Origin of the sequence: Salidesulfovibrio onnuriiensis (genome assembly GCF_008001235.1) — a bacterium.
Classification (GTDB): Bacteria; Desulfobacterota; Desulfovibrionia; order Desulfovibrionales; family Desulfovibrionaceae; genus Pseudodesulfovibrio; species Pseudodesulfovibrio onnuriiensis.
The window spans coordinates 3,450,109-3,475,600 of the sequence record NZ_CP040751.1 but is presented as its reverse complement, the minus strand read 5'-3'; the positions used below and the strand labels follow the sequence as shown (position 1 = coordinate 3,475,600).

25 protein-coding genes are annotated in these 25,492 nt (G+C 61.6%); 4 read left to right on the top strand and 21 right to left on the bottom strand.

The genetic code is table 11. The features are described from left to right. Positions 1-29: 29 nt before the first annotated feature. The 10 genes from FGL65_RS16025 to FGL65_RS15980 all read right to left on the bottom strand — a co-directional run bounded on the left by FGL65_RS16025 (position 30) and on the right by FGL65_RS15980 (position 11,045). On the bottom strand, positions 30-821 hold the full coding sequence (locus FGL65_RS16025) for a hypothetical protein (RefSeq protein WP_147822261.1): 792 nt from the start codon (positions 819-821) through the stop codon (positions 30-32). A 160-nt stretch (positions 822-981) separates the two neighbouring features. Further along, positions 982-3,480, bottom strand: a complete 2,499-nt coding sequence (lon, locus tag FGL65_RS16020) for an endopeptidase La (protein ID WP_147822799.1) — start codon at positions 3,478-3,480, stop codon at positions 982-984. A 130-nt stretch (positions 3,481-3,610) separates the two neighbouring features. Then, on the bottom strand, positions 3,611-3,883 hold the full coding sequence (locus FGL65_RS16015; protein ID WP_147822260.1) for an acylphosphatase: 273 nt from the start codon (positions 3,881-3,883) through the stop codon (positions 3,611-3,613). A gap of 11 nt (positions 3,884-3,894) precedes the next feature. Further along, positions 3,895-4,572, bottom strand: coding sequence for a RadC family protein (gene radC / locus FGL65_RS16010; RefSeq protein ID WP_147822259.1), 678 nt, complete (start codon positions 4,570-4,572; stop codon positions 3,895-3,897). A gap of 120 nt (positions 4,573-4,692) precedes the next feature. After that, positions 4,693-5,679 carry a DNA polymerase III subunit delta gene (gene holA, locus FGL65_RS16005; protein WP_147822258.1) on the bottom strand — a complete coding sequence of 329 codons (987 nt, stop codon included), beginning with the start codon at positions 5,677-5,679 and terminating at the stop codon, positions 4,693-4,695. 11 nt (positions 5,680-5,690) lie between these two features. Continuing rightward, positions 5,691-6,185: an LPS assembly lipoprotein LptE gene (lptE, locus tag FGL65_RS16000; protein WP_187170420.1), complete on the bottom strand. Its 495-nt coding sequence runs from the start codon at positions 6,183-6,185 to the stop codon at positions 5,691-5,693. 127 nt (positions 6,186-6,312) lie between these two features. Beyond that, a complete protein-coding gene (gene leuS / locus FGL65_RS15995) occupies positions 6,313-8,814 on the bottom strand; it encodes a leucine--tRNA ligase (RefSeq protein WP_147822256.1) in 2,502 nt (833 codons plus the stop codon). Positions 8,815-8,847: 33 nt separating this feature from the next. Further along, positions 8,848-9,321 (bottom strand): transcription antitermination factor NusB, encoded by a 474-nt coding sequence (nusB, locus tag FGL65_RS15990; protein ID WP_147822255.1) that lies wholly within the window; start codon positions 9,319-9,321, stop codon positions 8,848-8,850. A 3-nt stretch (positions 9,322-9,324) separates the two neighbouring features. Further along, positions 9,325-9,795, bottom strand: coding sequence for a 6,7-dimethyl-8-ribityllumazine synthase (gene ribH / locus FGL65_RS15985; protein WP_147822254.1), 471 nt, complete (start codon positions 9,793-9,795; stop codon positions 9,325-9,327). 32 nt (positions 9,796-9,827) lie between these two features. Further along, positions 9,828-11,045, bottom strand: a complete 1,218-nt coding sequence (locus FGL65_RS15980; protein ID WP_147822253.1) for a bifunctional 3,4-dihydroxy-2-butanone-4-phosphate synthase/GTP cyclohydrolase II — start codon at positions 11,043-11,045, stop codon at positions 9,828-9,830. A gap of 318 nt (positions 11,046-11,363) precedes the next feature. Between FGL65_RS15980 and FGL65_RS15975 the strand changes: the two genes are divergently transcribed. From FGL65_RS15975 to FGL65_RS18805, 4 genes are read left to right on the top strand one after another with little or no spacing between them, the layout of a single operon-like run. Beyond that, positions 11,364-12,275: a 4Fe-4S dicluster domain-containing protein gene (locus FGL65_RS15975; protein ID WP_147822252.1), complete on the top strand. Its 912-nt coding sequence runs from the start codon at positions 11,364-11,366 to the stop codon at positions 12,273-12,275. Beyond that, entirely contained in the window at positions 12,265-13,422 is a 1,158-nt protein-coding gene (gene nrfD, locus FGL65_RS15970) for an NrfD/PsrC family molybdoenzyme membrane anchor subunit (RefSeq protein WP_147822251.1), read from the top strand. Before FGL65_RS15975 ends, nrfD begins: the two co-directional genes overlap by 11 nt. A 2-nt stretch (positions 13,423-13,424) precedes the next feature. Continuing rightward, a complete protein-coding gene (locus tag FGL65_RS18810; RefSeq protein ID WP_489743259.1) occupies positions 13,425-14,213 on the top strand; it encodes a cytochrome c3 family protein in 789 nt (262 codons plus the stop codon). After that, positions 14,214-15,569 (top strand): tetrathionate reductase family octaheme c-type cytochrome, encoded by a 1,356-nt coding sequence (locus tag FGL65_RS18805; protein WP_489743262.1) that lies wholly within the window; start codon positions 14,214-14,216, stop codon positions 15,567-15,569. It begins immediately after the preceding gene. A gap of 97 nt (positions 15,570-15,666) precedes the next feature. Here the strand turns inward: FGL65_RS18805 and FGL65_RS15960 are convergent, their stop codons facing one another. The 11 genes from FGL65_RS15960 to fabF form a co-directional block, all read right to left on the bottom strand. After that, complete coding sequence (locus FGL65_RS15960; protein ID WP_147822250.1) at positions 15,667-16,239, bottom strand: DNA-3-methyladenine glycosylase I; 573 nt, start codon at positions 16,237-16,239, stop codon at positions 15,667-15,669. Positions 16,240-16,330: 91 nt separating this feature from the next. Next, positions 16,331-16,708 (bottom strand): hypothetical protein, encoded by a 378-nt coding sequence (locus tag FGL65_RS18675; protein WP_348981273.1) that lies wholly within the window; start codon positions 16,706-16,708, stop codon positions 16,331-16,333. A gap of 590 nt (positions 16,709-17,298) precedes the next feature. Continuing rightward, positions 17,299-17,625 carry a DUF5684 domain-containing protein gene (locus FGL65_RS15950; protein ID WP_147822249.1) on the bottom strand — a complete coding sequence of 109 codons (327 nt, stop codon included), beginning with the start codon at positions 17,623-17,625 and terminating at the stop codon, positions 17,299-17,301. Positions 17,626-17,746: 121 nt separating this feature from the next. After that, the gene (locus tag FGL65_RS15945; RefSeq protein WP_147822248.1) at positions 17,747-18,406 is read right to left on the bottom strand and encodes a riboflavin synthase; all 660 of its coding nucleotides are present in this window, start codon (positions 18,404-18,406) and stop codon (positions 17,747-17,749) included. A 211-nt stretch (positions 18,407-18,617) separates the two neighbouring features. After that, a complete protein-coding gene (locus FGL65_RS15940) occupies positions 18,618-19,238 on the bottom strand; it encodes a TetR/AcrR family transcriptional regulator (RefSeq protein WP_147822247.1) in 621 nt (206 codons plus the stop codon). A gap of 48 nt (positions 19,239-19,286) precedes the next feature. After that, positions 19,287-19,856, bottom strand: coding sequence for a class I SAM-dependent methyltransferase (locus FGL65_RS15935; RefSeq protein WP_147822246.1), 570 nt, complete (start codon positions 19,854-19,856; stop codon positions 19,287-19,289). Positions 19,857-19,979: 123 nt separating this feature from the next. Beyond that, entirely contained in the window at positions 19,980-20,660 is a 681-nt protein-coding gene (locus tag FGL65_RS15930; RefSeq protein WP_187170418.1) for a substrate-binding periplasmic protein, read from the bottom strand. Between the two features lie 135 nt (positions 20,661-20,795). Then, positions 20,796-21,950 (bottom strand): bifunctional diaminohydroxyphosphoribosylaminopyrimidine deaminase/5-amino-6-(5-phosphoribosylamino)uracil reductase RibD, encoded by a 1,155-nt coding sequence (gene ribD / locus FGL65_RS15925; protein ID WP_250645517.1) that lies wholly within the window; start codon positions 21,948-21,950, stop codon positions 20,796-20,798. Beyond that, positions 21,916-22,380, bottom strand: coding sequence for a deoxycytidylate deaminase (locus FGL65_RS15920; protein ID WP_147822244.1), 465 nt, complete (start codon positions 22,378-22,380; stop codon positions 21,916-21,918). The genes ribD and FGL65_RS15920 overlap by 35 nt, the downstream gene beginning before the upstream one ends. 326 nt (positions 22,381-22,706) lie before the next feature. After that, complete coding sequence (gene glyA / locus FGL65_RS15915) at positions 22,707-23,945, bottom strand: serine hydroxymethyltransferase (RefSeq protein WP_147822243.1); 1,239 nt, start codon at positions 23,943-23,945, stop codon at positions 22,707-22,709. A gap of 256 nt (positions 23,946-24,201) precedes the next feature. Then, a complete protein-coding gene (fabF, locus tag FGL65_RS15910; protein ID WP_147822242.1) occupies positions 24,202-25,440 on the bottom strand; it encodes a beta-ketoacyl-ACP synthase II in 1,239 nt (412 codons plus the stop codon). Positions 25,441-25,492 lie beyond the last annotated feature (52 nt).

Here is a 25,492-nt window from a genome sequence, read left to right as displayed (position 1 = left end):
CGGAGCGGCCCTGTTTCCATATAGCCGGGCTAGTTGAAGAGGCCGTTGAACACGTCCCGCACACCTTCGCGCACTTCGTCGATGGTGGCCTGCTTGGCTTCGTCCTTGGCCGCCTGCCCCACGTCCTTGGCGTCCTGCTTCAGGGTGTCATCGCCCTGGGCCTGGGACGGGCCTTCCACCTGGGTGGTGCCGGAGGGCAGTTCGAAATAGGAGGAACCCAGGTCGGTGCGTTTCATGCTGGCCAGCGTCATTTCCGACCCGTAGCGCAGCACGCCGCCGTAACCCGCCTTGCGGGCTTCTTCGCAGGTCCGCTGCAGGGACTGGGCGGTCTCCTTGTCCATCATGTTGCCCATGCGCAGGGCCACGGCGGTCCATGCGTCGTTGATGCGCTTGAGGTCGTTGTGGGTGCTCATGACCACCTCGTCGCGGCTCACCAGCTTGGAACCCTCGTAGACATCCACGTCGTAGACCTTGCCCGTGTATCCGGCGATCTTTTCCTTGCGGCCGGTCTTGGCGTACTTGACCTCAAGATCCTTGATCTCGCTGGAGCCGGAGCTGGCGAACATGCCCATCATGCCGGACATCTTGTCCATGTCCATGGCCTGCCACTGGCCGTCGCTGCGGGAAACCGCATACATCTTGTCGCCCACCAGCAACAGGTAGCTGTCCGGGCCGGTGTCCATACGCACGTGTTTGGAGTCGCGCGCGGCCAGCTTCATGGTGCTGCCGTCCTCGTATTTGTAGGTGGCGACGAGATCGGTTGCCAGGGCCTGGCCTGTCATACAGATGAACAGGCAGAGAACTGCCAAAAGGCGTTTCATAGGTTTCCTCCCACGGAATTTGTTCGGTGTTTCGTTGCTATGGCATACTCCGTGGGAAATGTCGATATTCTCCTACCGTTTGGAGGGGGAATGGTGCGAAGGCGCAAAAAAGGCCGCGGGGCGAACCCCGCGGCCTTGGATCTTCTTCTGGAGGAAAGGGTTACTTTCCCTTGGCCAGCGGCCAGACTTCCTTCACATGCTTGATGGTCTTGATGACCACCTTCTTGCGCAGTTCGGCCGGGATCTCGTCCAGATCCTTCTTGTTCTGGTCCGGGATGAGAACCTTTTTCATGCCCCGGGTGACGGCGGCCAGGATCTTTTCCTTGATGCCGCCCACGGGCAGTACACGGCCGCGCAGGCTGATCTCGCCGGTCATGGCCACGTCCGGGTCCACCGGGATTCCGGAAAGGGCCGAGATGAGCGCGGTGACCAGGGTCACGCCCGCCGAGGGGCCGTCCTTGGGCGTCGCGCCCGCGGGCACATGCACATGGATGTCCATGTTTTCCGAGAATGCCGGGTCGATGCCGTACTCGTCGGCGCGGGCGCGGGCAATGGACAGGGCGGCCTGGGCCGATTCCTTCATGACGTCGCCCAGCTTGCCGGTGAGCGTCAGCTTGCCCTTGCCCGGCATGGTGGTCACTTCCACATGTAGGGTTTCCCCGCCCACCGGGGTCCAGGCAAGGCCCACGGCCACGCCCGGAGGCAGTTCCTTTTCCTTTTCGTCGTCCAGGAAGTGCGGCGGGCCGAGCAGCTTGTAAAGGTTCTTGGCCGTGATGCTGAACGGCCCCTTTTCGCCTTCGGCCTTTTGGCGGGCCATCTTGCGGCACAGGGTGCCGATCTCGCGTTCCACGTTGCGCAGGCCGGCCTCGCGGGTGTATTCGCGCACCACCTTGGCCACCAGCTTGTCGCTGATATTCAGTTCCTTTTCCTTGAGTCCGTTTTCCTCGCACTGGCGCGGGATGATGTAGCGCCGGGTGATGACCACCTTTTCGTGCTCGGTGTAGCCGGGGATGCGGATGATCTCCATACGGTCGCGCAGGGGGCCGGGAATGGTCTCCAGCATGTTGGCCGTACAGATGAACATGACCTTGGACAGGTCAAAGGGCACGTTCAGGTAGTGGTCGGTGAACGAGTAGTTCTGTTCCGGATCCAGCACCTCCAGCAGGGCCGAGGACGGGTCGCCCCGGAAGTCCGAGCCGAGCTTGTCGATCTCGTCCAGCATGATCACCGGGTTGCGCGTGCCGCACTGCTTGATGGCCTGGATGATGCGGCCGGGCATGGAACCGATGTAGGTCCTGCGGTGGCCGCGGATTTCGGCCTCGTCGCGCATGCCGCCCAGGGACATGCGGTGGAACTTGCGGCCCAGGCTGCGCGCGATGGAGCGGCCCAGGGAGGTCTTGCCCACGCCAGGAGGGCCCGAGAAACAGAGGATGGGCCCCTTCATCTTGGGGTTGAGCTTGCGCACGCTCAGGTATTCGAGGATGCGCTCCTTGACTTTTTCCAGGTCGTAGTGATCCTCGTCCAGGATGGTCTTGGCCTTCTTGATGTCCAGGCGGTCGCGGGAAAGTTTTTTCCAGGGCAGTTCGGTCATCCAGTCCAGGTAGGTGCGGATGACCGTGGCTTCCGAGGATTCCGAGTGCATGGCCTCCAGGCGGCGGAGCTGTTTGAAGGTCTCCTTCATGACGTCCTTGGGCATGCCCGAGGATTCAATGGCCTTGCGGAAGTCCTCGATCTCCTCGTTCTCGTCGTGGTCGTCGCCCAGCTCACGCTTGATGGCCTTGAGCTGCTCGCGCAGGAAGAAGTCCTTCTGGGCCTTGTCCATGCCTTCCTTGGCCATGCTCTGGATCTTGTTCTGCATGGAGGCCACTTCAACTTCCTTCACGAGCTGCTTGTTGACCAGCTCCAGGCGGTCGACCGGATCGGGGCATTCCAGGATCTTCTGCGCCTCGGCCACCTTCATGCGCAGGTTGGAGGCGATGAGGTCCGCCAGCCTGCCGGGCTCGTTGACGTTGTTGAGCACGCTCATGATGTCCGAGGAGGAGATGCCGCGCAGGCTGAGGATCTTTTCGCTCTGCTCGCGGGAAGAGCGCATGAGCGCCTCGTGCTCTGCGGTGAGCTCCAGGTCCTCGGGCTCCATGATGGGCTCCACCTCGGCCAGGTGGTAGGGCTCGTGGGAAAGGAACTTGCGGACCTTGGCGCGGGCCAGGCCCTGCACCAGAACCTTGAGCCTGCCGTCGGGCATCTTGAGCATGCGCATGATCATGCCGATGGTGCCGGTCAGGTACAGGTCGTCCGCATCCGGGTCGTCCACGCTCTCGTCCTTCTGGGTCAGGATCAGGATGTACCGGTCGCCGGAAAGGGCCGCGTCCACGGCCTGGACCGATTTTTCCCGGCCCACGAACAGGGGCAGGATCATGTAGTTGAAGACCACGATGTCGCGCACGGCCAGCACGGGCAGCTCGGGCGGCAGATTCAGGTCCTGCACGCCGGTGGCGTCATCGCCGTCGTGGAAAAAGGGGCTGGCGCCGCCCGGTCCTGCGGTCAGGGCCTCGATGAGGTCTGGCAGGCCCTGGGAGGGCGCGGCCGCCTTGGTCTTTTCCACTTCGGGACTTTGGACTTCCCTCTTTTTTATGTTTGCCGGGGTTGCCTTTTTGCGCATCCGGAGAGGCTTGATGGGAGTCTTTTTCTTTTTTTTCAAGGCGAAACACCTCGTTTTATACTATTATTGGAGTGAATTACCTTACATAAGACGTCTGAAGTCGTTGGCAAGGGGTTCACGCCTGGAAAAATCAATATTTTACCGAGAAATTCGTGAAATTTTCCTCTACAGAGCCCCAATTCGTGTCGATTTCAACAACCCTGGCCAAGGGAGGTCCGTCCCGCAGGCTTTCCAGAAAACGGTCCAGGGTTTCCTGGTCGCCCTGGGCAAGCGTTTCCACGTGGCCCTCGGGCATGTTGCGCACCCAGCCCTTGAGGCCCAGATCCCGGGCTACATCCAGGGTCCAGGCCCGGAACCAGACTCCCTGGACCTTGCCTTTGACGATGGCGTGGAGTTGCTTCATACCTTCTTCCCCTAGAGCAGTCCGTTCTCATGAAAGCTGTAATAGCCCCTGTCGGAAACCACCACATGGTCGCGCACCAGTATCTGCAGCGTTCCGGCCACCTTGGCTACCCCCATGGTGAGGATGCGGTCCTCCTCCGAGGGGGTGGGGTCGCCGCCCGGGTGGTTGTGTACCAGGATCAGCGCCCGGGCCTGCTTCTTGAGCGCCAGGGCCAGCATTTCCCGAGGGTAGGCGTCCACCCTGTCCACGGTTCCCGAACTGATCCGTTCCCAGTCGATGACCCGGTTGCTGCCGTCCAGCAGCGCCACCCAGAATTCCTCCCGCGTCTTGCCGCCGATGCGGGCCATGGCGGCGTTCGCCACCGCCTCCACCGTGGAAAGCACCTCCATCTCGGCCATGCACCCTTCCTTGAGACGGGCGTGGGTTTCCTGCATCAGGTGCCAGTGCGTCACCACCGCGGGCCCCACTCCCTTGACCTCCTCGAGCCGTTCCGGGGCTGCGGAGAGCGCCCCGCGCAGGGAGCCGAACCGTGTGAGCAGCTCCTTGGCCAGGGGCTTGGTGTCCCGCCGGGGCAGCACCGAGGCCAGCACCAGCTCCAACACCTCGTAGTCGGCCAGTTCCCTGGGGTTGCGCATGAGTCGTTCCTTGAGCCGCTGCCGGTGTCCGAGGTAGTGGGGTGTCTCGCTCATAGGATAGGGGTGGGGTCAAGCCCTTTGGTATGATTTAAGGGAGATTCTAATGCAACGGCTGCCCGCAATGGACATGTTCGCCGCGTTTCATCGAAGGAACCAGCCTGTTTTGCATGCCGTCTATGCCCTTTGGGGCCGGAAGAGCTGGATGAGGCCCGCCACCAGGAAGTCGAGCACTTCCTCGGGATTGCGGGAGCCCGTCTTGATACTCATTTCCGCATCCAGGGCCAGGTCGATCATGCGGGCGACGCCATGGCGCCCCAGCCGCTTGGCCACCGGGGTCTTGAGCTTCTTGACGTAGGGGTGGGCCTTGACCTTGGCCTCCTCGCCGCTCATGAGCATCCAGTACATGCGTGCCTGGCTGGCAAGGTAGCCGATGAGGTTGAAAATCATCTTGTCCTGGGATTTCTTGAGGTGGTCCTCCAGGACCCGCTTCCACACGGCGGCCTCGGCTCCCTGCTTGCCCAGGGAGTCCATGAGCTCGAAAAATTCCATTTCCCCGGTGGGCGCCACCAGGTCGGCGTGTTCGCGGGTGACCTGGTGGCCGTCGCCCACGGCCAGTTCAATCTTTTGCAGCTCCAGTTTTGCGGCCACCGCATCCGTGGGCAGGGCCATTGCAAGGGCCTGGTGCACGCCCCGGTCCAGGGTGAACTGGTTTTCCCGGGCCCAGTTGGCCACGAACTCGCGCAGGGTGCTTTCGTTGAGTCCCGCGAATTCCCAGTTCCAGCCGCTTTTCTGGGCGTGCTTGTAGAAATCGAGTTTGGCCAGATGGGCGGAAACCGGTGCCTTGGTTCCCTTCCACTGGCCTTCCAGGCAGAAGAAGGGCCAGATGTCCGAACCCACCCCGCGCATGGCCTCGTTGAGCTTTTTCCACTGCTCCATCTTGAGGTTGTGCGCCCGGCGCACCACCAGGGCCTTGGGCTGGGAAAAGAGTCCCTTGATGGTCAGGTCCTGCCAGAAGGCCTGGGGCAGAGGATCGTCGTCATCGCCCCAGAAGGCCTTGCGTTCCCAGCCGGAAACACCGGAGGCGTTCAGGGCGTCGTTGATATGCTTGTTCAGGAGCTGCGGGTCCGGGCAGACCAGAAAGGAATACTTGGGACGGGTCATGGCTGCCTCGGCTAGTAGTTGCGGGAAAGGCGTTCGACCATGATCTGGACGGCCCGTTCCGTGATCTCGTTGTCCGCTTCTTCCTCTTCCCCTGTGTAGTAGGGCCAGTCCGCGGTAATCGTGCCGGAATTCCAGAGAACCTGGCCGGTGCCGCGCGAGACAACCGTGGCCTGCATGGTGATGGTGGCCGAGGAGCGCAGGGTCTCGTCCTTGTCACCCGTGACAGAGGCCTTGCGGGTGTACTTGGAAACCTCCACATTGATCCAGGCCTTGGCCTTGTCCTTGTCCGCCCAGGAGGCCCAGGCGCGGCGATTCAGTTCGTCGCGCAGCAGGGACCGCAGCCGGGCCTCCATCCAGGGGAAGGTGGTGGGATGGTCCACCTTGTTGATGGCCAGGGTTCTGTATTCGGGCGGCAGGGAGGTGCTTTCGCCGGAGGGGAAGCCGTAGCCACAGGCCGTCAGGAAAAGAAGCAGGATAATGAGGGGGATATATTTCATCGGTTTCATTGTATCTCCGGGTGCTATTCGACAAGGCCGGATAATAGAGGGAAAAGCGGGATTAGTAAACAAGCGGCCATAAACGAAGCCCCGGCGTCGCGTGGACGCCGGGGCTTTGCATTTGTTTTCGGGTTCCCTAGTTGGCCACGATGTTGACCAGCTTGTTGGGAATGACGATGACCTTGCGCAGGGTCTTGCCCTCAATGTGCTTGGCCACGTTCTCCTGTTCCAGGGCTGCCTTTTCCACATCCGCCTGCGGGGCGTTGTTGGGCACGGTGATCTTGCCGCGCACCTTGCCGCAGACCTGGACCACCACGGTGACCTCGTCCAGCACCAGGGCGGATTCGTCGTGCGTGGGCCAGGGCTGGCCCACCATGCGCTCGGTGTTGCCGATGGTTTCCCAGAGTTCCTCGCAGATGTGCGGGGCAATGGGCGAGAGCAGGGTCAGGGTGGTGGCCATGGCCGAGGAGAGCGACCCGGGCTCGGAGCCCTTGAGCTCGTCCTTGCAGCCGTAGATCTCGTTCACCAGTTCCATGATGGCCGCGATGACCGTGTTGAACTGGAAGTCGTTCTCGATATCGCGGGTGGCGCGGCGGATGGTGTCGTGCTCCTTGCGGCGCAGGGCCTTGGCGGCCTCGGACTTGGGATCGCCGTAGGAAACCGGCTTGGCGGCGGAAACCACCTTTTCCAGTTCCTCGGCCAGGCGCCACAGGCGGTTGATGAAGCGGTAGGCTCCCTCAATGCCGCGGTCCGACCATTCCAGCTCCTTGGCGGGCGGTGCCGCAAAGAGAATGAACAGCCGGGTGGCGTCCGCGCCGTACTTCTTGATCATCTCGCTGGGAGCCACCACGTTGCCCTTGGACTTGGACATCTTGGCCCCGTCCTTGAGCACCATGCCCTGGGTCAGCAGGTTGGCAAAGGGCTCGGCAGCGGTGACGTAACCGCAGTCGCGCAGCAGCTTGGTGAAGAATCGGGCGTAGAGCAGGTGCAGGATGGCGTGCTCGATGCCGCCGATGTACTGGTCCACCTGCATCCAGTAGTCCTGGGTTTCGCGGTCCCACGGGGCGTCCGTGTTGCGCGGGTCGCAGTAGCGCAGGAAATACCAGCTGGACTCGAAGAAGGTGTCCAGGGTGTCGGTTTCGCGCCGCGCCGCGCCGCCGCATTTGGGGCAGGTGCAGTTCACGAACTCGTCCATCATGGGCAGGGGGGAGCGGCCGTCCTCGCGCACCTGGGCGTTCTCGGGCAGCGTGACCGGCAGGTCCTGCTCGGGCACGGGCACCACGCCGCAGGAATCACAGTACATGACCGGGATGGGGGCGCCCCAGAAGCGCTGGCGCGAGACGTTCCAGTCGCGCAGGCGGTAGTTGACCGCCATGGTGCCCAGCCCTTCCTTGTCCAGGTGCTCCACCACGGCCTTCTTGGCGGACTCGTTGTCCATGCCGTCGAACTGGCCGGAGTTCACCAGGAAGCCCGGGTCGGTGTAGGCGGCGTCCATGTCTTCCAGGGTGAGGACCTTGCCTTCCTTGTGCAGCTCCGGGGTGTTGATGACCACCTGCATGGGCAGCTCGTACTTGGAGGCGAATTCATAGTCGCGCTGGTCGTGGGCCGGTACGGCCATGACCGCGCCGGTGCCGTAGCCCATGAGCACGAAGTTGGCCACGTACACGGGCATGTCCTTGCCCGTGACCGGGTTGACCACGTATGCGCCTGTGAAGACGCCTTCCTTTTCCAGGTCGTCGGCGCCGCGCTTGATGCGGTCCATGTTGCGGACCTTGTCGCAGAAGGCGCGCACCTCGTCGGCCTTTTCGTAATTTTCGATGAGCTTTTCCACCAGCGGATGCTCGGCGGCCAGGCTCATGAAGGTGGCCCCGAACAGGGTGTCAGGACGGGTGGTGAACACGGTCACGGTTTCGTCCAGGCCCTTGAAGCGGAAGGTCAGCTCCGCGCCGTAGCTCTTGCCGATCCAGTTGCGCTGCATGGTCAGCACGCGCTCGGGCCAGCCCTTGTCCAGGCTGTCCAGGTCGGCCAGCAGCTCGTCCGCATAGTCGGTGATGCGCAGGAACCACTGCTCCATGTCTTTTTGCTCGACTTCGGAGTCGCAGCGCCAGCACAGGCCTTCCTCCACCTGCTCGTTGGCCAGAACGGTGTTGCAGCCCGGGCACCAGTTCACCGGGGAATTCTTGCGGTAGACCAGGCCCTTTTCCAGGAATTTCAGGAAGAAGATCTGTTCCCACTTGTAGTATTCCGGACGGCAGGAGGCCACTTCGCGCCGCCAGTCATAGGAATACCCGAGCCTCCTGAGCTGTTCGCGCATCTCGGAGATGTTCTGGTAGGTCCATTTGGCGGGGTGGGTGTTGTGCTTGATGGCCGCGTTTTCGGCAGGCAGGCCGAATGCGTCCCAGCCCATGGGATGCAGCACGTTGAAGCCCTGCATGGACTTGAAGCGGGCAACCACGTCGCCGATGGAGTAGTTGCGCACGTGGCCCATGTGGATCTTGCCCGACGGGTAGGGGAACATCTCCAGGACATAGTACTTGTCCCGGCTCGTGTCGGCTTCCACTTCGAAACATCCGGATTCCTGCCAGATGTCCTGCCATTTCTTTTCGATCTTTTCCGGTTGATATTTGCCGATGGCCATTGATGAGTCCTTGGGAATTACGGGTTCACCGATCTAGAATTGCTTTTCCACTCCGAAATTGCCCCGGCTCACGGCCTTGGCGACCGCGTCCAGGATGCCGTTGATGAAGCCGCGCGAGTTGTCGTCCCCGAAGGTCTTGGACAGCTCGATGGCTTCATTGATGGCAGCGCGTAGCGGAATGTCCGTCCTGGTCATCTCGTAGACCGAGAGACGCAGGATGGACAGCTCCACCTTGGCGATCCTCTCCAGCTTCCAGTGCTGGGAGTGGTCGGTGATGATTGCATCTATTGCAGCGCGTTCGCGAACGACGCCGAGCACCAGAGCCTGGGCAAAGTCGATGGCCGCGGCCGACTCCTCGTCGATCACTGCGGGATTGTCCAGGAATGCCTTTTCCAGGGAATTTTCGTCCGAAGCCTCAACGAACGACTGCCCGTAGAGGACCTGGAAGGCCAGGGTGCGGCCCACCCTGCGAATGCCGGGCCTGTTGCCCTTTTTCTTTTCTTTCATGAACTACAGTTGCTCCAGAACGCGGATGGTTTCCAGCAGGGCGGAAGCGGCTTCGACGCCCTTGTTGCCGGCCTTGGAACCGGCGCGTTCAATGGCCTGTTCCAGGGTGTCGCAGGTCAGCACGCCGAAGCCCATGGGCACGCCGGATTCCAGGCTGGCCTGGGCAATGCCCTTGGCGCATTCGTTGGAAACGAAATCGAAGTGCGGGGTGGCGCCGCGAATCACCGCGCCGAGCACCACGATGCCGTCGTACTTTTTGGATTCGGCCATCTTTTTGGCCACGATGGGCAGCTCGAAAGCGCCGGGGGCCTTGACCAGGGTGATGGACTCACGGTCCATGCCGTGACGGGTCAGGTAGTCGACCGCGCCGCCGATGAGCTTGTCGACGATGAAGTCGTTGAAGCGTCCGGCAACGAGGCCCACTTTCAGGCCCTTGGCTTCCAGTTGTCCTTCGATGGTTTTCACGTGCAGCATGGAAATATCCTCCGCGTCAGTTTTGTATGACGTTACTCGTTTTCTTCATCAAGGTGGAGCATGTGCCCCATCTTTTCCTTTTTGGTCTTCAGGTAGGCGAGGTTGACCTCGCAGGCGCCTGTCTCGATGGGCACGCGCTCGACCACTTCCAGGCCGTAGCCTTCCAGTCCCACCATTTTCTTGGGGTTGTTGGTCATGAGCTTCATCTTGGAGACGCCCAGGGCGACCAGGATCTGCGCCCCGGTGCCGTAGTCGCGCATGTCCGGCGGAAAGCCGAGCTTCACGTTGGCTTCCACGGTGTCGTAGCCCTGGTCCTGGAGGTGGTAGGCCCGGATTTTGTTGCCCAGGCCGATGCCGCGGCCTTCCTGGCGCATGTAGACCAGCACGCCCTTGCCCTCGTTGCGGATCATGCACATGGCGTCGTGCAGCTGGTTGCCGCAGTCGCAGCGCAGGGACCCGAACACGTCGCCGGTGAGGCATTCGGAATGCACGCGCACCAGCACGGGCTCGTCGGGCTTGATCTCGCCCATGTGCAGGGCGATGTGGGTCTTGCCGTCGGCTGAGGAGTGGAAGGCGGTGCTCTTGAACTGTCCCCAGCGGGTGGGCAGTTGCGCGTCGGCCACCTTGGTCACGGACACGTCCCCGAACTTCATGCGGTAGGCGATGATGTCCGCCACCGAGCAGATCTTGAGGTCGTGTTTCTTGGCAAATTCGATGAGGTCCGGCATGCGGGCCATTTCGCCGTCGTCGCGCATGATCTCGCAGATCACGCCCGCAGGCTTGAGCCCGGCCAGGCGGGCCAGGTCCACGGAACCTTCGGTCTGGCCCGTGCGCACCAGCACGCCTCCGTCCTTGGCGCGCAGCGGGAAGATGTGCCCCGGGGTGACGATGTCGTGGGGCGTCACGTCGTCGGCCACGGCCTTCTGGATGGTGGTGGCCCGGTCGAATGCGGAGATCCCGGTGGTCACGCCCTCGCGCGCCTCGATGGACACCGTGAAGTTGGTTCCGAACTGGGATTCGTTGCTTTGGGCCATCAGGGGCAGCTTCAGGCGGTCGACCAGTTCGCCGTCCATGGCCAGGCAGATGAGGCCCCGACCGTGGGTGGCCATGGCGTTGATGATTGCCGGGGTCACGTATTCGGCGGCGCAGACCAGGTCGCCTTCGTTTTCCCGGTCCTCGTCATCGACCATGATGACCATCTTGCCGTTCCGGATATCCTCAATGGCTTCTTCTATGGTGCACAGAGACATTATTCAGTTACCTCATTTAAAGAGCTGGGAAACCGCCGGAACAATGCTTCCGGCAGTCCATAAATATGGAACCCCCCTACTTACCTGAAATCTCCATAATGGTGAATTGGAATTTTGATCACATAATTATTTAAATATATCAAGTAATTATTGTTAATTCGAAGAGGCGTGTCATGGAACGGTGGCAGGGTGCTTGCGGTTATTTTGTTTCGTGATGGATCGGGCGCGTTGATATAAATCAATGCTCTAACATCACTATTCTGCTATGAAACGTACTGGAATAGTATCCTGTGGGGATTAACGAGCGAGGAGGAACGTATGAAAGTGTCTCGGAGGGTTTTTTTGGGGAATCTCGGAGCCCTTGGGGCGGCCGCCGCAGTTCCCGACAATGCGCGGGCCTGGGAGTCGAAAGCGCCTCCCGCCCCCTACGGGTGCCTTGTGGACCTGACGCGTTGCGTGGGGTGCCGCAAGTGCGAGCAGGCCTGCAACGAGGTCAACAAGCTGCCCGAACCGGAAATGCCGTTTGACGACCTGACCGTCATGGACCGGCTGCGGCGTCCCGACCACCGGAGCTACACGGTGGTCAACCGCTATTACACGGGGCGGCTGGACGACCGCGACAGGCTGGCGCCCACCTTCGTGAAGGTCCAGTGCATGCACTGCCAGGACCCGGCCTGTGTTTCCGCATGCATCACCGGAGCCCTGACCAAGAAGGAAAACGGCACCGTGCATTATGACGTGGAGAAATGTATCGGCTGCCGCTACTGCATGGCGGCATGCCCGTTCGAGATCCCGGCCTACGAGTATCATGAGCCCATTACGCCGAGGGTGCGCAAGTGCACCTTTTGCTACGAGCGGGTGGAGCAGGAGGGCAAGCTGCCCGGCTGCGCCTCCATCTGCCCGGTGGAGGCCATCACCTTCGGCAGGCGCAACGACCTGCTCGGGCAGGCCCATGCCCGCATCGACAACGACCCCGCCAAGTACGTGGACCATGTCTACGGCGAAAACGAGGTGGGGGGCACGAGCTGGCTGTATCTTTCGGGCGTTTCCTTCGCCAAGGTGGGATTCCACGAAATGCCCACGGAGCCCATGCCCAAGGTCACGGAAACCATCCAGAGCACCATGTTCAGCTATCTCTGGTCGCCCATCGCCCTTTTTGCGGCGCTGGGAGCCTTGATGGGCTTCACTTCCAGGCGGTCCCGGAGCAAGGAGGACGACCATGACGCATGATCCCAAGCCCGTGAAAGCGCCTTTCTGGACCCCCGGGACCCTGGTCATGCTGGCCTTCATGGCCGCCGGGGCCCTGACCCTCGTGTTCCGCTACACCTTCGGGCTCGGGGGCGTCACCAACCTGAATAACCATTACCCCTGGGGCATATGGATCGGCCTGGACGTGGCCTCGGGCGTGGCCCTGGCCGCGGGCGGGTTCACCACCGCCTTCCTGGCCCATATCCTGGGGAGGCATTACTACGAGGCCGTCACCCGGCCCGCCCTGCTCACCGCGGCCCTGGGCTACACCTTCGTGGCCATCGCCGTGTTCGTGGATATCGGCAGGTCCTGGGCCATCTGGAAACCCATCTTCTACCAGAACCACACCTCGGCCCTGTTCGAGGTGGCCATGTGCGTCATGACCTACGTGACCGTGCTGTGGATCGAGTTCATTCCGGTGCTGGCGGAGCGCCTGGGCAGCCGCATCCCGCTGCTGGCCTTTCTCGACCGCATCCTGGACAAGACCATGTGGATCTTCATCATCCTGGGCGTGGTGCTTTCATGCATGCACCAGTCCAGCCTGGGCACGCTGCTGGTCATCGCGCCCACCAAGGTCTCGCCCCTCTGGTATACCCCCATGCTGCCGCTGCTTTTCCTTACATCGGCCTTTGCCGTGGGCTATCCCATGGTCATTGCGGAAACCACCATAGCCACTTCCTCGCTCAGGCTTGAATCGGAGATGAACGTGCTCAGCCCGCTTTCCCGGTTCACCATTCTCACGCTCGGCGTGTACATGGCGCTCAAGCTGGGCGACCTGATCATGCGGGGGGCCTATGCGACCCTGCTGGACGGTTCGCCGCAGAGCAATTCCTTCCTGGTGGAGATGGGGCTGGGGGTCGTCGTTCCCTGGTTCATGCTCCTGTTCGGGACGGTCCGCCGTTCGCGGCGGTTGCTGTTCGCGGCCGCGCTCATGATCGTGGGGGGCGTCATGCTCAACCGCTTCAACGTGTTCGTGGTCTCCTTCAAGGCCCCGTACGCCACGGAGCCCTATTACCCGGCCATCGGCGAGATCCTGGTCACGGCGGGAGCCGTGGCTACCATCTTCTTCCTGTACCGGTTGTTCGTGACCTGGTTCCCGGTACTTTCCGCCAGAAGGCAGGAGGTGTAACAATGGTCAGATACGTTCATATCCTGCTGGCGGCGGCCGTTCTCCTGGCCGGTCTTTCCGCTGGGCCGAGCCTGGGCGCGACCGGTGCGGCGTCCGATGTGGAAAAGGTCCGCACGGACAGGAACCCCCGGCCCGACGGCTGGGTGGCCGAGGATCAGGCCAAGGCCCTGGAACTGGCCCGCAAAAAGGTTCCCTATGTTTCCGAAGTGTACAGGGAGGACCTGCCCCTGCGGCAGCAGCGCCTGCGCGCGCAGGGCCTGGGCCTCAAGGACATCAAGCACAGCTACTTCCTGCTTGAGAGCCCGTTCGTGAACACCTTCGAGGATAAGTACGGTCCGGTGCGTTTCATGCACTCCAAGCATGCGGCCTCCCTGAAGGGGGACTGCGCCGCCTGCCACCATTACCGTCCCGCGGACACCAAGGCCGAGGAAACCGTGGCCTGCCGCACCTGCCACCAGGAGGCCTTCCGGAAGCAGGAAAAGGAACGGGTGGGCCTGAAGGCCGCATACCACATGCAGTGCATGGGGTGTCACGAGGACATGAAGAAGGGGCCGGTGAGCTGTGACGGCTGTCACGCCAAAAAGCCCGTGAACCATACCGAACTGGTGCAGCTGTCCGGGAACCCCAAGCCTTCGGAGGTTACTGCGGAATGTCTGCGCTGCCACCAGCAGGCCGGTTCCGACATGCTGCAGACGGCCCATTGGCTCTGGCGCGGTCCGTCGCCCTACACCGTGGAACACAGAAAGAGCGTCATGTCCGGCAAGGGCACCACGACGCTCAACAATTTCTGAATATCCCCCATCAGCAACGAGGCTCGTTGCACATCATGCCACGCGGGATACGGATGGAAGGACGACACCTTTGACTTCACCAAGGCCGAGAATATCGACTGCCTGGTGTGCCACGACACGACCGGCAGCTACATGAAGGCACCGCCCAAGGCGGGCATGCCCGACCCCAGGGTGGATCTGGCCTACGTGGCCAAGAACGTTGGCCCCACCAGCCGCAAGACCTGCGGCGAATGCCACTTCAGCGGCGGCGGGGGCGACGCGGTCAAGCACGCGGACATGAGCGTGGAGCTGTTCTGGCCCAAGCGCACCTGCGACGTGCACATGGGCGGCTACGACTTCAGCTGCGTGGACTGCCACAAGACCCGCAACCACAAGATATCCGGGCGCAGCACCTCGGCCCCGGTGGCCGAAGGCTCCCGCGCCTGCGAGGATTGCCATACGGACAAGCCCCATTACGGGGATACCTTGCTGGATCATCACCTGGACAAGCATTGCGCCACCCTGGCCTGCAATACCTGCCACTCCCCGGTTTACTCCAAGTGCGCCGCCACCAAGACCTGGTGGGACTGGTCCACGGCCGGGGACACCAAGCGCGTGGTGGGCAAGGGCAAGTATGGCAAGCCCGACTACGACTGGAAGAAGGGTTCCTTCGAGTGGAAGGAATCCGCCAAGCCCCAGTACCGCTGGTACAACGGGTTCATGACCCGTCTGCTGCTCGGGGACGCCGTCAATCCAGCGGCCCGGGGATTCGCCCCCGGCGAGGAACTGACCGAAGAGCAGAAGCGCGCCCTGGTCGTCACCAACATCACCGCCCCGGTGGGCGAGATGCTGGATCCCAAGTCCAAGATAACGCCGTTCAAGGTCATGGCTGGCATCCAGCCCGCGGACGCCAAGTACCGCTACTTGCTCATTCCTCACCTGTATCCCTACGGCAAGGATGACACGAGCGCCTACTGGAAGGTCAGGGACTGGCAGAAGGCCTTCGAGGAAGGCATGAAAAAGGCCAAGCTGCCCTATAGCGGGGAATACCTGTGGGTGGCCACCAACATGTACTGGCGCATCGAGCACGAGGTCATGCCCAAGGAATACGCGCTGTCCTGCGTGCAGTGCCATTCCAGCCTCGAAGGGGACAAGACCTGCGACCGCTGCCACCAGGACGGCCGGAACCTGAAGTTCCGCGATCTGGCGAAGCAGGGCATGGACTTCAAGGTGCTGCAGGAGCGGGGCCGCGATGTGGGCGATCTGGTGGGCGTCACCGACTACATTGACTTCAAGGCCCTCGGGTACAAGGGCGATCCCATCCTCACGGGCGGGCGCTTCAAGCAACTGCCGCTGGGGTACACGCCCGAAAAATGACCGCTTCGTCAAGACCGTAAACAGAGCCGCCTGTTCCCTTGGGAACGGGCGGCTCTTTCATGTCGGACGGGTGCGTGTTGCAGGTTGTTGCGTTGCGTCAGGCCATGGCCCTGATGGCCTCGTGGCGGTGGCAGGAAACCAGGTGGTCGTTGACCAGTCCGGCGGCCTGCATGTGGGCGTAGATTGTTGTGGGTCCCAGAAAGGCGAAGCCGCGCCTTTTCAGGTCCTTGGCCAGGGCCTCGGAAAGCGGGGTGGACGGGGGCAGTTCCTCCAGCTTGGTCCAGGTGTTCTGGATGGGCGAGCCGTCCACGAACTCCCAGATATAGTTGCAGAAGCTGCCGAACTGCTCCTGGATATCCAGGAAGGCCCGGGCGTTCTTTACGGCGGCCTCGACCTTCCTGCGGTTGCGGATGATGCGTTCATCCCTCAGGAGTTCTTCGATCCTGGCCTGATCGAACCGGGCCACGATGTGCGGATCGAACCCGGCAAAGGCCGCGCGGTAGCCTTCCCTGCGCTTGAGGATGGTCAGCCAGCTCAGGCCCGCCTGGGCCGATTCGAGCATCAGGAATTCGAATTGCCGGTTGTCGTCGCGCACGGGCACGCCCCATTCCTTGTCGTGGTATTCGATTTCCAGCGGGTGCCTGGCCCAGGAGCAGCGGTTGGGTTCCATGATCCCTCCTCGAGATGCGTGCAAAAAGAAAAGACACGCTATGCCAAAGCGCAATGCGTGTCGAGGGGGCCGGGCGGCATGCCTGGAAGACTCAGGAATTGAAGGCCACCACGTTGTTGCGGACCTGCTGCACGGGCTGGCCCCGTTCCGCGGAAAGGCGGTCCAGCAGGTTCATCTGGCGGCGGGAGAGGGCGGCGCGGTCCAGGCTCCGGCCCGCGTCGTAGATGCCCACGTAGTCGTCCATGACCACCACGCTTCGGGCGCGGCGGTGCCAGTCCAGGATGTTCAGGTAGTCCGCCTCGTATTTGCCCGGGTAGCCCCAGCCGCTGCAGCGGTCCACCACCAGCTCGCGGGAAAGGCAGAGGCAGAGCGGGTCGATGTTGCAGGGGCGCACCACCGATCCTTCGTCGTCTTCCGGAATGTAGGGCTTGTCGAATGCCAGCTGGGTGTCGATGCGGCCGATGATCATTTCGGCCTCGAAGTGCTTGATGTACGAGCACGTTGTCGTCGTCCAGGAAGATGAGCTTGCGGCCCCGGGCGATCTTCACCAGCATGTTGCGGATGCCGTTGCCCCAGTCGTTGTCGGGCGGGAAATTGATGCAGCGCATGGACAGGGGGGACTTGGGCGGCGTGCCCTTGACCCCGTCGAAGCCGATGAGGATCTCGACCTGATTCGGGCCGAGTCCTGCGAACCGGGCAGCCTTTTCCACGCTGTCCACTGCATACTGCAGGGCGCGCGGCCTGCACCCCACGCTGGGCGTTATGATGGTGAAAAGCACATTGCCGTCCGTGGCCATGTCTTTTATCTCCCTGTTCCCCTTGGAAATCCGCTTCCGTGCGGCTCTCCGGCGGAAGAGTGTATTCCGCCTCTTCCCCTGCTGTATCGGCCTGCTTTGAAGGTTTCTTTAGGGGAGGGTGGGGGAAAATAATGGATTGAGATGATATGCCTTGGCCGGGCGTATGCTCATTGGTCGGCGAGAAGAAGAAAACGCCCGGCTGCTTGGCAGCCGGGCGTTTCAGCCGATAGGTTGGAAAGAGGAGTGTCCCTTACATTCGAATTTACGCCGTCGCGCTGTACCGGGCCCTGCCGAAGCCGAGGAGGGGGAAGAAGATGAAGGGCAGGAAGAAAAGCCCCACCGCGTAGATGACGGGTTCGCCGAAGCGCCTTGCAATGGCCATGTACAGCAGGAAGAACATGACCGCGTTGAGCAGCGGCACGAGATAGAGCAGCATCCACCACCAGGGCTTGCCGCCGATGCGGGTTAGCACCCAGACGTTGTAGATGGGGATGAGCGCCGCCCAGCCGGGTTCCCCGGCCTTTTCGAACATTTTCCACATGCCGACGCAAACGATGATGACGATGGCCAGATAAAGCAGAGCTTCCATGCTTCCTCCCGCAAGTGAAAGGTTGAGAGACCTGATTGCCGACTATTGTTATGGGTATTTGAATTTACGGTCAATGAAAAAGCCCCTCGGGGAGGGGCTTGTGAATTCGTTGTTGCGCGGATCAGAAACCGTGCTTGGCCAGAAACTCCATGGTCAGGCCCGAGGGCTTGTCGTCGCCGGTTTCGGCCCCGGTCCATGGGGCGATCATGCGCTCCACGTACTTGCCGATGATGTCGGTTTCCATGTTCACCTTGCGGCCGGGCGCCCAACCCGAGATGGTGGTGGCCTTCTGGGTTTCGGGAATGATGTTCACCTCGAGCCAGTCCCTGCCGCAGGCGTTGACGGTCAGGCTGATGCCGTCCAGGGCTACCGAGCCCTTGGTGATGACGTATTTTCCCTGTTTTTGCGGGAAGGAAAGGCGGTAGGCCTTGGATTCGCCCGCGGGACGGACTTCCGTGACCTGCGCCACGCAGTCCACGTGGCCGCTGACGATGTGGCCGCCCAGGCGGTCGCCCACGGCCATGGCCCGCTCCAGGTTGCAGATGCTGCCCGTCTTGAGCCCGCCCAGGTTGGTGACGCCCATGCTCTCGGCGCTTGCATAGGCCGTGAACCAGCGTTCCCCGAAGGTCTCCACCGTGAGGCAGACGCCGTTGACCGCGATGGATTCACCCAGCACGATGTTGTCCAGGTCGAAGAGCGCCCGGATGCCGAAACGGGTTTCGCCGCCCATGTTGTCGGCGGATTCAACCCTGCCCATGCCCAAAACCAATCCTGTGAACATAAAAAACCTCGTTTTCGGCCGCCCCTAAAACGCGATCTGCTGCGTCCGTCTTCAAAAACAGATCGCTCATGTATGCACAATACACTTCGCGTCCTGTTTTCTCCGCTTCCTTACATCTCACATTCTTTGAACGGCCTGCCGAATATGGTCAGTCGGCAGTCATTGAATCGATGTGCCCGATCTGTATCAGGAGCTTGCGCGGGTGTAAATCTCAGGCGTCCGGGTTCGTGAACAGATACCGGCAGAGCATGTCCGCCAGTTCGCCAAAGGTGCGTTCCCGCTCTACGGTCTGGTCAAAGAAACATTCGCTGTGCACCACTTCCTCCATGGCCGCCGAGATAACCCTGGCGGCGGCCTCCAGGTCCGTGATGCGCAGGCGGCCCTTCAGGGATTGGAAGATGCGCACGGTCTGGCGGAGCACGTATTGTTCGGTTTGTATGGCCAAGACCCTGGCGCCCTCGTCCATGAGCCGCAGGGCCAGGGCCTGGCGGTGCATTTCCGCGGAATAGATGTGGCTTTTGTAGGAGGCCTCCACGAACCAGCGGCAGATCTCCCTGCCGGTCATGCTTTCCAGGTCCAGCTGGTGAAAGCGTTCGAAGATGGTTTCCTCCAGGTCTCCCTTGTGCCAGGAAAGCAGGTCCAGGAGCAGGTCGTCCTTGTCCTTGAAGTAGCTGTAGAAGGTGCCAACGGCCACCCCGGCGCCTGTGGCAATGTCCTTGATGGTGGTCCCGGCGAGCCCTTTTTGCCCGATGAGTTCCGAAGCGGCCTCGATGATGCGGCGTTTCTTTTCGATGCTGCGCTTTTGCTGCGGCGTGCGAACGGTGCTGGTCATGTTTTCTCCTGAGGAAGTGGTGTACCGCTTCGGAACTTCGGGATCAAGTTACTGCTTTTCGAACAGGGCCGCGTTGCAGAAGCGGATCTTGGGCTGTCCCAGAAACCGGAATCCCGCCTGTTCGGCCATGGCTATTTCCTCCCGGAACCGGTTTTTGCTCACGTGCAGGGGCGGTTCGGTGAACAACATGCATGCGCTCTTGTTCAGGGCCGCATGGAGCTGGCGGAAAAAGGCTCCGGCATCCGGGGTTTCGTGCACCATCCAGAAGGCCATGGCAAAATCCGCCTTGGGAAGCGGGCCCAACTGGTCGGCCTCGCACTTGTGGGTTTCGATGATGGCGGTGAGCCCGGCTTTTTCCGCGCGTTCCTCCAGCCTGGCCAGTGCGCCTTCCTGCATGTCCACGGCCACGACCCTGCCGCCCGGGCCGACGATTTCGGCCATTCCCAGGGAAAAGTAGCCGATGCCGCATCCCGCGTCGATGACGGTCATGCCCGGCTTGACCCAGCCGCCCAGTACCTCCTGCGGCGGATGCAGCAGCCCCCTGAGCCAATTGTCGAAAGAGCGCTGGTGCTTGTAATCGCAGACATGGGTGGTGCTTCTGAAAAATGATCCTTTCATGGTTGCCTCCAGTGTTGTCGATAAAATACGAATATGAATTCATGTTCGTATTGTCAACATGGAAAAACAATATTCGGCGGAAGGGGACGGCAATTCATTTGAATCAATGGAGATAAAAATTAATTACTGCATGTGTTTCTGGAAAATGCGGTCGTAGACGGGGGCGTTGCGGACTTGTTTCAGGGCCTTGTTCATACGCTCCACCAGTTCGTCGGGGACCGTGAGGCTTACGGCAACGTATATGGGAATTTCGCGCAGGAGCATGACCGGGACCAGCGTGTCCTGGGCCTGGCAGTGGCGTTTGAGCAGTAGGCGCATGCAGCCTTCCTCGTGGGCCATGTAGTCGATGCGGCGGTCCAGGATCTTGCGGAGGTTGATCTCCACGTCCGAAACCCGCTGGATGCGCGCGCCCGTTTTCAGAGCGGCAAGGGCCTGATCGGCCACGTCGTCGCGTACTGTGCCGATGTCGGCTCCCCGGAGCATGGCAGGGTCGAAGCACTGGGTGCGATGCTTGCCCTTGCGGCTGAAGAGCGAGAAACGGTTGACCGTGATGGGACCGACCCACTTGAAGAGCCGTTCGCGTTCGGGGGTGCGGGCCATGCCGAAAAGCACGGTGTTGGGAACGTTCTGGACCATGTCGTAGGCGCGCGCCCAAGGGTAGATGTGGATCGGCTGCTCCTCTGCGCCCATGACCTTCCACATCTCGCGAATGATGTCCGGGGAAATGCCCACGACCTGCTCGTCCCTGATGAAGTTGTACGGGTAGTAGGACTTCGTCAGGTAGGTCAGGTCATCCGCCTCCATGGCCCGGGCGGGAGCCGGCGCGGCACTATGAAGAAGTATTGCTGCTGCCAGCCCGACACACAGCAAAAAAACAGCCCTCATGGATTGTATATACCATAAGGACTGCTCTCTGTGAACGATTATAAAAGCCTGAATTCAGGAGGATTTCAGCGGCAGCAGGGTCAGCATGACATCCGCGCCGGTGCGTTCCACTCCGGCGATCCGCCAGTCCAGGGTTTCGGCCATGGTCACGTTGCCGCGGCCCGAATACGCGGCCGGGGCGCTGGCGTCGCCCAGCATGCGCGGGGCCACGAAGTGCACCAATTCATCGGCCAGCCGTTGTTCGGCCAGGGCCATGGCCAGGTGGCCGCCGCCCTCGCACAGGGTATAGTGGCAGCCGTGCTCGCGGCGCAGGAGTTCGAAGCCGGGCGCGAGGTCCAGCCCCTGTTCCTTGCCGGGCAAACCCACCACCTGCACGCCGATGTCTTTCAAGGCCTGGGCCCGGTCACTCGCGGACGTGGCCTGGTCGGTCCAGAACATGGTTTGCTCCGGGCGGTCCTGGAGCAGAGTGAAGTTCGCGTCCGGTTCGGGAAGCCGCGAGGTGACCACCACGGCCAGCGGCTGCCGGAAATTTTCGGGCAGGCCGTGCTTGCGGCAGGTCAGGCTGGGGTTGTCCGCGTAAAAGGTGCCACCGCCCACGATGACCGCATCGGCCAGGGCGCGAAGTTCGTGCACGCGGGCGAAGGACTCCGGCCCGGACACCGCCTCAGGCTTCTTCTGCGCCGAGGCGATCTTGCCGTCCAGGGTGGCGGCCATCTTCAGGATGTTGTAGGTGCGTCCGGTCTGCTGCCAGGTCAGGAAATCCGCGATGAGATCCTTGCATTCCCGCTCCATGACGCCTGCCTGCACCTCGATGCCCGCCTCGCGCAGCCGTTGTGCGCCGCCAGCGGCCTTGGGGTTCTGGTCCATGGCGCCGATGACCACCTTGCCGACGCCCGCCTCGATGATGGCTTCGGAACAGGGCGGGGTCTTGCCATGGTGGTTGCAGGGCTCCAGGGTCACGTACATGGTGCACTGGGCGGGATTGATGCTTTCGAAGATCCGCTTCTCCCGCGCCTGCGCCAGGCATTCGCGTTCCGCGTGCGGCTTGCCGTAGGCCGTGTGGAATCCTTCGGCCACAATGCAGCCGTCGTGCACGAGCACCGCGCCCACGCATGGGTTTGGCGCGGTTGGGCCGCGTCCCTGGCGGGCCAGTTCCATGGCCCGGGACATGAATTTATCTGGACTGGAAATCGCCTTGCAGCAGCTCATGGTGCACTCCGGCTTCGGCCAGCATGGCTTCGGCCAGTTCATCGGGATAGTGTTCGGCGTAGTAAATGTTTTGTGCGCCCACGTTGATGAGCATCTTGGTGCAGATCAGACAGGGCTGGGTGGTGCAGTATATGTCGCAGCCCTGCAGGGACAGGCCGTGGGTTGCGGCCTGGATGATCACGTTCTGCTCGGCGTGCAGGCCGCGGCACAGCTCGTGGCGCTGGCCGGACGGCACGTTCATGGTTTCGCGGATGCAGCCCACTTCCTCGCAGTGGGGCACCTGGGACGGTACGCCGTTGTAGCCGGTGGCCACCACGCGCTTGTCCTTGACTGCGATGGCCCCCACCGCGCGGCGGAGGCAGGTGGAGCGCTGCGCCACCAGATGCGCGATGCTCATGAAGTATTCGGGCCAGGGCATTCTGTTCGGCATGTATTTCTCTCCAGATTTGTTTCGTCCGGTGGGATTTTTCAGTGTCAGGGGAAATCCCTAGCATGGTTGCTTTTGAATTGGAACTACTCACGTTATGCCTTCCCGGTTGGGGTGTCTCCGGCGTGCAGGGCGCCGCCCTGCACCCGGCAAAGGGGATAATCCCCTTTGCAAACCCTGGCGTGAGAGTGCGGATTTGGTCTCACAGTGACCAAAACGCCCGGCTGCTTTTCAAGCAGCCGGGCGTTTTGGATGGAAAGTTTTGGTGGGGAGCGCGAGGGGGCCCTTTTTCAAAAGGAGCCCCTCGCAACAACCACGTAAAACTATGTCTACCAGGCGTAGAGCGGGAACTGGGAAGCGAAGTCTTCCACTTCCTCGGCGATTTCCTGGAGCACTTTTTCGTTCTGGTAGTTTTCGAGAGCCGAGACAATGGCTTCGGCCACCACGATCATGTCTTCCTCGATCATGCCTCGGGTGGTCAGCGCCGGAGTGCCGATGCGGATGCCGGAGGTCACGAACGGCGAGCGGGTCTCGAAGGGCACGGTGTTCTTGTTCACGGTGATGCCGGCCAGATCAAGGGCGTGTTCGGCGTCCTTGCCGGTGATGTCCTTGTTGGTCAGGTCCACGAGCATCAGGTGGTTGTCCGTGCCGCCGGAAACCAGGTTGAAACCTGCTTCCTGCAGGGAGGTGGCCAGCACCTTGGCGTTCTTGACCACCTGTCCCTGGTATTCCTTGAAGCCGTCATTGAGGGCTTCGCCGAAGGCCACGGCCTTGGCGGCGATGACGTGCATGAGCGGTCCGCCCTGGATACCGGGGAAGATCTGGGAGTTGAGCACCTTTTCCTGGTCCTGGTTGGACAGGATCATGCCGCCGCGCGGTCCGCGCAGGGTCTTGTGGGTCGTGGTGGTGGTGAAGTGCGCATGCTCGATGCAGCTCGGGTGCTCGCCTGCGGCGATGAGGCCCGCGATGTGGGCCATGTCCACCATGAGCTTGGCGCCCACTTCGTCGGCGATCTCGCGGAAGCGCTTGAAGTCGATGACGCGCGGGTAGGCGCTGGCGCCGGCCACGATCATCTTGGGACGGTGTTCCTTGGCGAGCTTGAGGACCTGGTCGTAGTCGATGGTCTGGGTTTCCTTGTCCACGCCGTAGAAGACCACGTTGAACAGCTTGCCGGAGAAGTTCACCGGGCTGCCGTGGGTCAGGTGGCCGCCGTGGGAAAGGTCCATGCCCATGATGGTGTCGCCGGGCTGGCAGCATGCGAAGTACACGGCCATGTTGGCCTGGGAACCGGAGTGGGGCTGCACGTTGACGTATTCGGCGTTGAAGAGTTCCTTGGCGCGGTCGCGGGCCAGGTTCTCGGCGATATCCACGAATTCGCAGCCGCCGTAGTAGCGCTTGCCCGGGTAGCCTTCGGCGTATTTGTGGGTCATCACGCTGCCCTGTGCCTGGCGCACGGCAGTGGAAACGAAGTTTTCGCTGGCAATGAGTTCCAGCTTGCTTACCTGACGGTCGACCTCCGCGGCGATGGCGGCGGCTACATGCGGATCTTGAATAAGCAGCTCTTCCATGATGGTTCCCCTTTATTTGAACGTTTTGAAGAAAAACTGTTTTTGACTGGAGTGGCCCATTACTTAGTATTTTGAACGGGAGTCGTCCACCGGAATGTGGCACTCATAGCAGATCTGCGCGAAAGAATAAACAAAAGCTAAATTGTTGCGCGATGCGAAAAATATGAAGGAAAATTATGCGCCTGGATCAGTGTTTAGTGGGCGAAATAAAAAAGGGGAGGCAAAATTGCCTCCCCTTTATTGTCTGCATGACAAATTAGTCTTCGTAGCGCTTGAACAGCACACAGCCGTTGGTGCCGCCGAAGCCGAAGGAGTTGCTGAGAGCGTAATTGACCTGCTGCTTGCGCGGTCCGTTGGCGCAGTAGTCCAGGTCGCAGTCCGGATCCGGGTTTTCCTGGTTCAGGGTGCCCGGAATGACGCCCTCTGCAATGGTCTTGGCCATGAACACGGCCTCCACGCCGCCGGCTGCGCCGAGCAGGTGCCCGATCTGCGACTTGTTGGCGCAGATGGCGATATCCTTGGCGCGGTCGCCGAAGATGTTCTTGATGGCCTTGGTTTCGCACATGTCGTTCAGCTTGGTGGACGTGCCGTGTGCGTTGATGTGGTCGATCTCGGAGGGATCGATGCCCGCCTCGCGGATGGCCGCGCGCATGGCCAGCTCCATTCCGGAGCCGTCCTCGGGCGGTGCGGTCATGTGGTAGGCGTCGCCGGAAGCGCCCACGCCGACCACCTCGCAGAGGATGTTTGCGCCGCGCGCCTTGGCGTGCTCCAGGGATTCCAGCAGCAGCAGGCCGCAGCCCTCGCCGATGACAAAGCCGTCGCGGTCCGCGTCGAACGGACGGGATGCCTTTTCCGGCTCGTCGTTGCGGGTGGAAAGGGCCTTCATGGCGTTGAAGCCGCCCACGGCCAGCGGGGTGACGGTGGATTCCGCGCCGCCGCAGATCATGGTGTCCACGCGGCCGAGCTTGATGTCGGAGAACGCCGCATAGATGGCGTGGGTTCCGGATGCACAGGCCGTGGTGGTGCACAGGTTCGGGCCCATGGCTCCCGCCTCGATGGAAACCTGGCCGGCGGCCATGTTGGCGATGAGAATGGGAATGAAGAAGGGCGAGATGCGTCCCGGTCCCTTTGCCAGCAGCTTGCTGTGCGTGGTCTCAATGGTTTCCAGCCCGCCCAGGCCCACGCCGATGACGCAGCCCGCGGCGGCCTTTTCCTCTTCGGGGATGCGCCATCCGGCGGATTCGAAGAGCATTTTGGTGCAGGCCACGGCGTACTGGCAGAAGGTCTCCATGCGGCGGGCCTGTTTCATATCGATGAAGGCCGTGGGATCGAAATCTTTGACTTCGCCCGCGATCTTGGTGTTGTAGGCTTCGGTGTCGAACTTGGTGATGGGGACGATGCCTGATTTCCCGGCCAGCAGGTTCTGCCAGCTGGTTTCCACGTCGTTGCCAAGAGGGGTGATGGCGGCAACGCTGGTAACGACAACCCTGTTCATACGTCCTGTCTCGCTTGGTTGGGGTTCTTGATAGCAAACGAGCGTCTTACGC

Bases quoted from the DNA above. Each gene is read 5' to 3' on its own strand.
- nusB (WP_147822255.1), bottom strand. From the start codon at position 9,321: ATGAAAGAAAAGAAAAAGGGCAACAGGCCCGGCATTCGCAGGGTGGGC.
- FGL65_RS15935 (WP_147822246.1), bottom strand. From the start codon at position 19,856: ATGAAAGGATCATTTTTCAGAAGCACCACCCATGTCTGCGATTACAAG.
- holA (WP_147822258.1), bottom strand. From the start codon at position 5,679: ATGACCCGTCCCAAGTATTCCTTTCTGGTCTGCCCGGACCCGCAGCTC.
- FGL65_RS15930 (WP_187170418.1), bottom strand. From the start codon at position 20,660: ATGGAGGCGGATGACCTGACCTACCTGACGAAGTCCTACTACCCGTAC.
- ribH (WP_147822254.1), bottom strand. From the start codon at position 9,795: ATGCTGCACGTGAAAACCATCGAAGGACAACTGGAAGCCAAGGGCCTG.
- FGL65_RS15975 (WP_147822252.1), top strand. From the start codon at position 11,364: ATGAAAGTGTCTCGGAGGGTTTTTTTGGGGAATCTCGGAGCCCTTGGG.
- fabF (WP_147822242.1), bottom strand. From the start codon at position 25,440: ATGAACAGGGTTGTCGTTACCAGCGTTGCCGCCATCACCCCTCTTGGC.
- leuS (WP_147822256.1), bottom strand. From the start codon at position 8,814: ATGGCCATCGGCAAATATCAACCGGAAAAGATCGAAAAGAAATGGCAG.
- FGL65_RS18675 (WP_348981273.1), bottom strand. From the start codon at position 16,708: ATGATCATCGGCCGCATCGACACCCAGCTGGCATTCGACAAGCCCTAC.
- lptE (WP_187170420.1), bottom strand. From the start codon at position 6,185: ATGAAACCGATGAAATATATCCCCCTCATTATCCTGCTTCTTTTCCTG.
- FGL65_RS15950 (WP_147822249.1), bottom strand. From the start codon at position 17,625: ATGGAAGCTCTGCTTTATCTGGCCATCGTCATCATCGTTTGCGTCGGC.
- FGL65_RS18810 (WP_489743259.1), top strand. From the start codon at position 13,425: ATGGTCAGATACGTTCATATCCTGCTGGCGGCGGCCGTTCTCCTGGCC.
- ribD (WP_250645517.1), bottom strand. From the start codon at position 21,950: ATGAGCTGCTGCAAGGCGATTTCCAGTCCAGATAAATTCATGTCCCGG.
- radC (WP_147822259.1), bottom strand. From the start codon at position 4,572: ATGAGCGAGACACCCCACTACCTCGGACACCGGCAGCGGCTCAAGGAA.
- FGL65_RS15920 (WP_147822244.1), bottom strand. From the start codon at position 22,380: ATGCCGAACAGAATGCCCTGGCCCGAATACTTCATGAGCATCGCGCAT.
- glyA (WP_147822243.1), bottom strand. From the start codon at position 23,945: ATGGAAGAGCTGCTTATTCAAGATCCGCATGTAGCCGCCGCCATCGCC.
- FGL65_RS16025 (WP_147822261.1), bottom strand. From the start codon at position 821: ATGAAACGCCTTTTGGCAGTTCTCTGCCTGTTCATCTGTATGACAGGC.
- FGL65_RS15940 (WP_147822247.1), bottom strand. From the start codon at position 19,238: ATGACCAGCACCGTTCGCACGCCGCAGCAAAAGCGCAGCATCGAAAAG.
- FGL65_RS16015 (WP_147822260.1), bottom strand. From the start codon at position 3,883: ATGAAGCAACTCCACGCCATCGTCAAAGGCAAGGTCCAGGGAGTCTGG.
- FGL65_RS15960 (WP_147822250.1), bottom strand. From the start codon at position 16,239: ATGGAACCCAACCGCTGCTCCTGGGCCAGGCACCCGCTGGAAATCGAA.
- FGL65_RS15980 (WP_147822253.1), bottom strand. From the start codon at position 11,045: ATGTCTCTGTGCACCATAGAAGAAGCCATTGAGGATATCCGGAACGGC.
- nrfD (WP_147822251.1), top strand. From the start codon at position 12,265: ATGACGCATGATCCCAAGCCCGTGAAAGCGCCTTTCTGGACCCCCGGG.
- FGL65_RS15945 (WP_147822248.1), bottom strand. From the start codon at position 18,406: ATGTTCACAGGATTGGTTTTGGGCATGGGCAGGGTTGAATCCGCCGAC.
- lon (WP_147822799.1), bottom strand. From the start codon at position 3,480: ATGCGCAAAAAGGCAACCCCGGCAAACATAAAAAAGAGGGAAGTCCAA.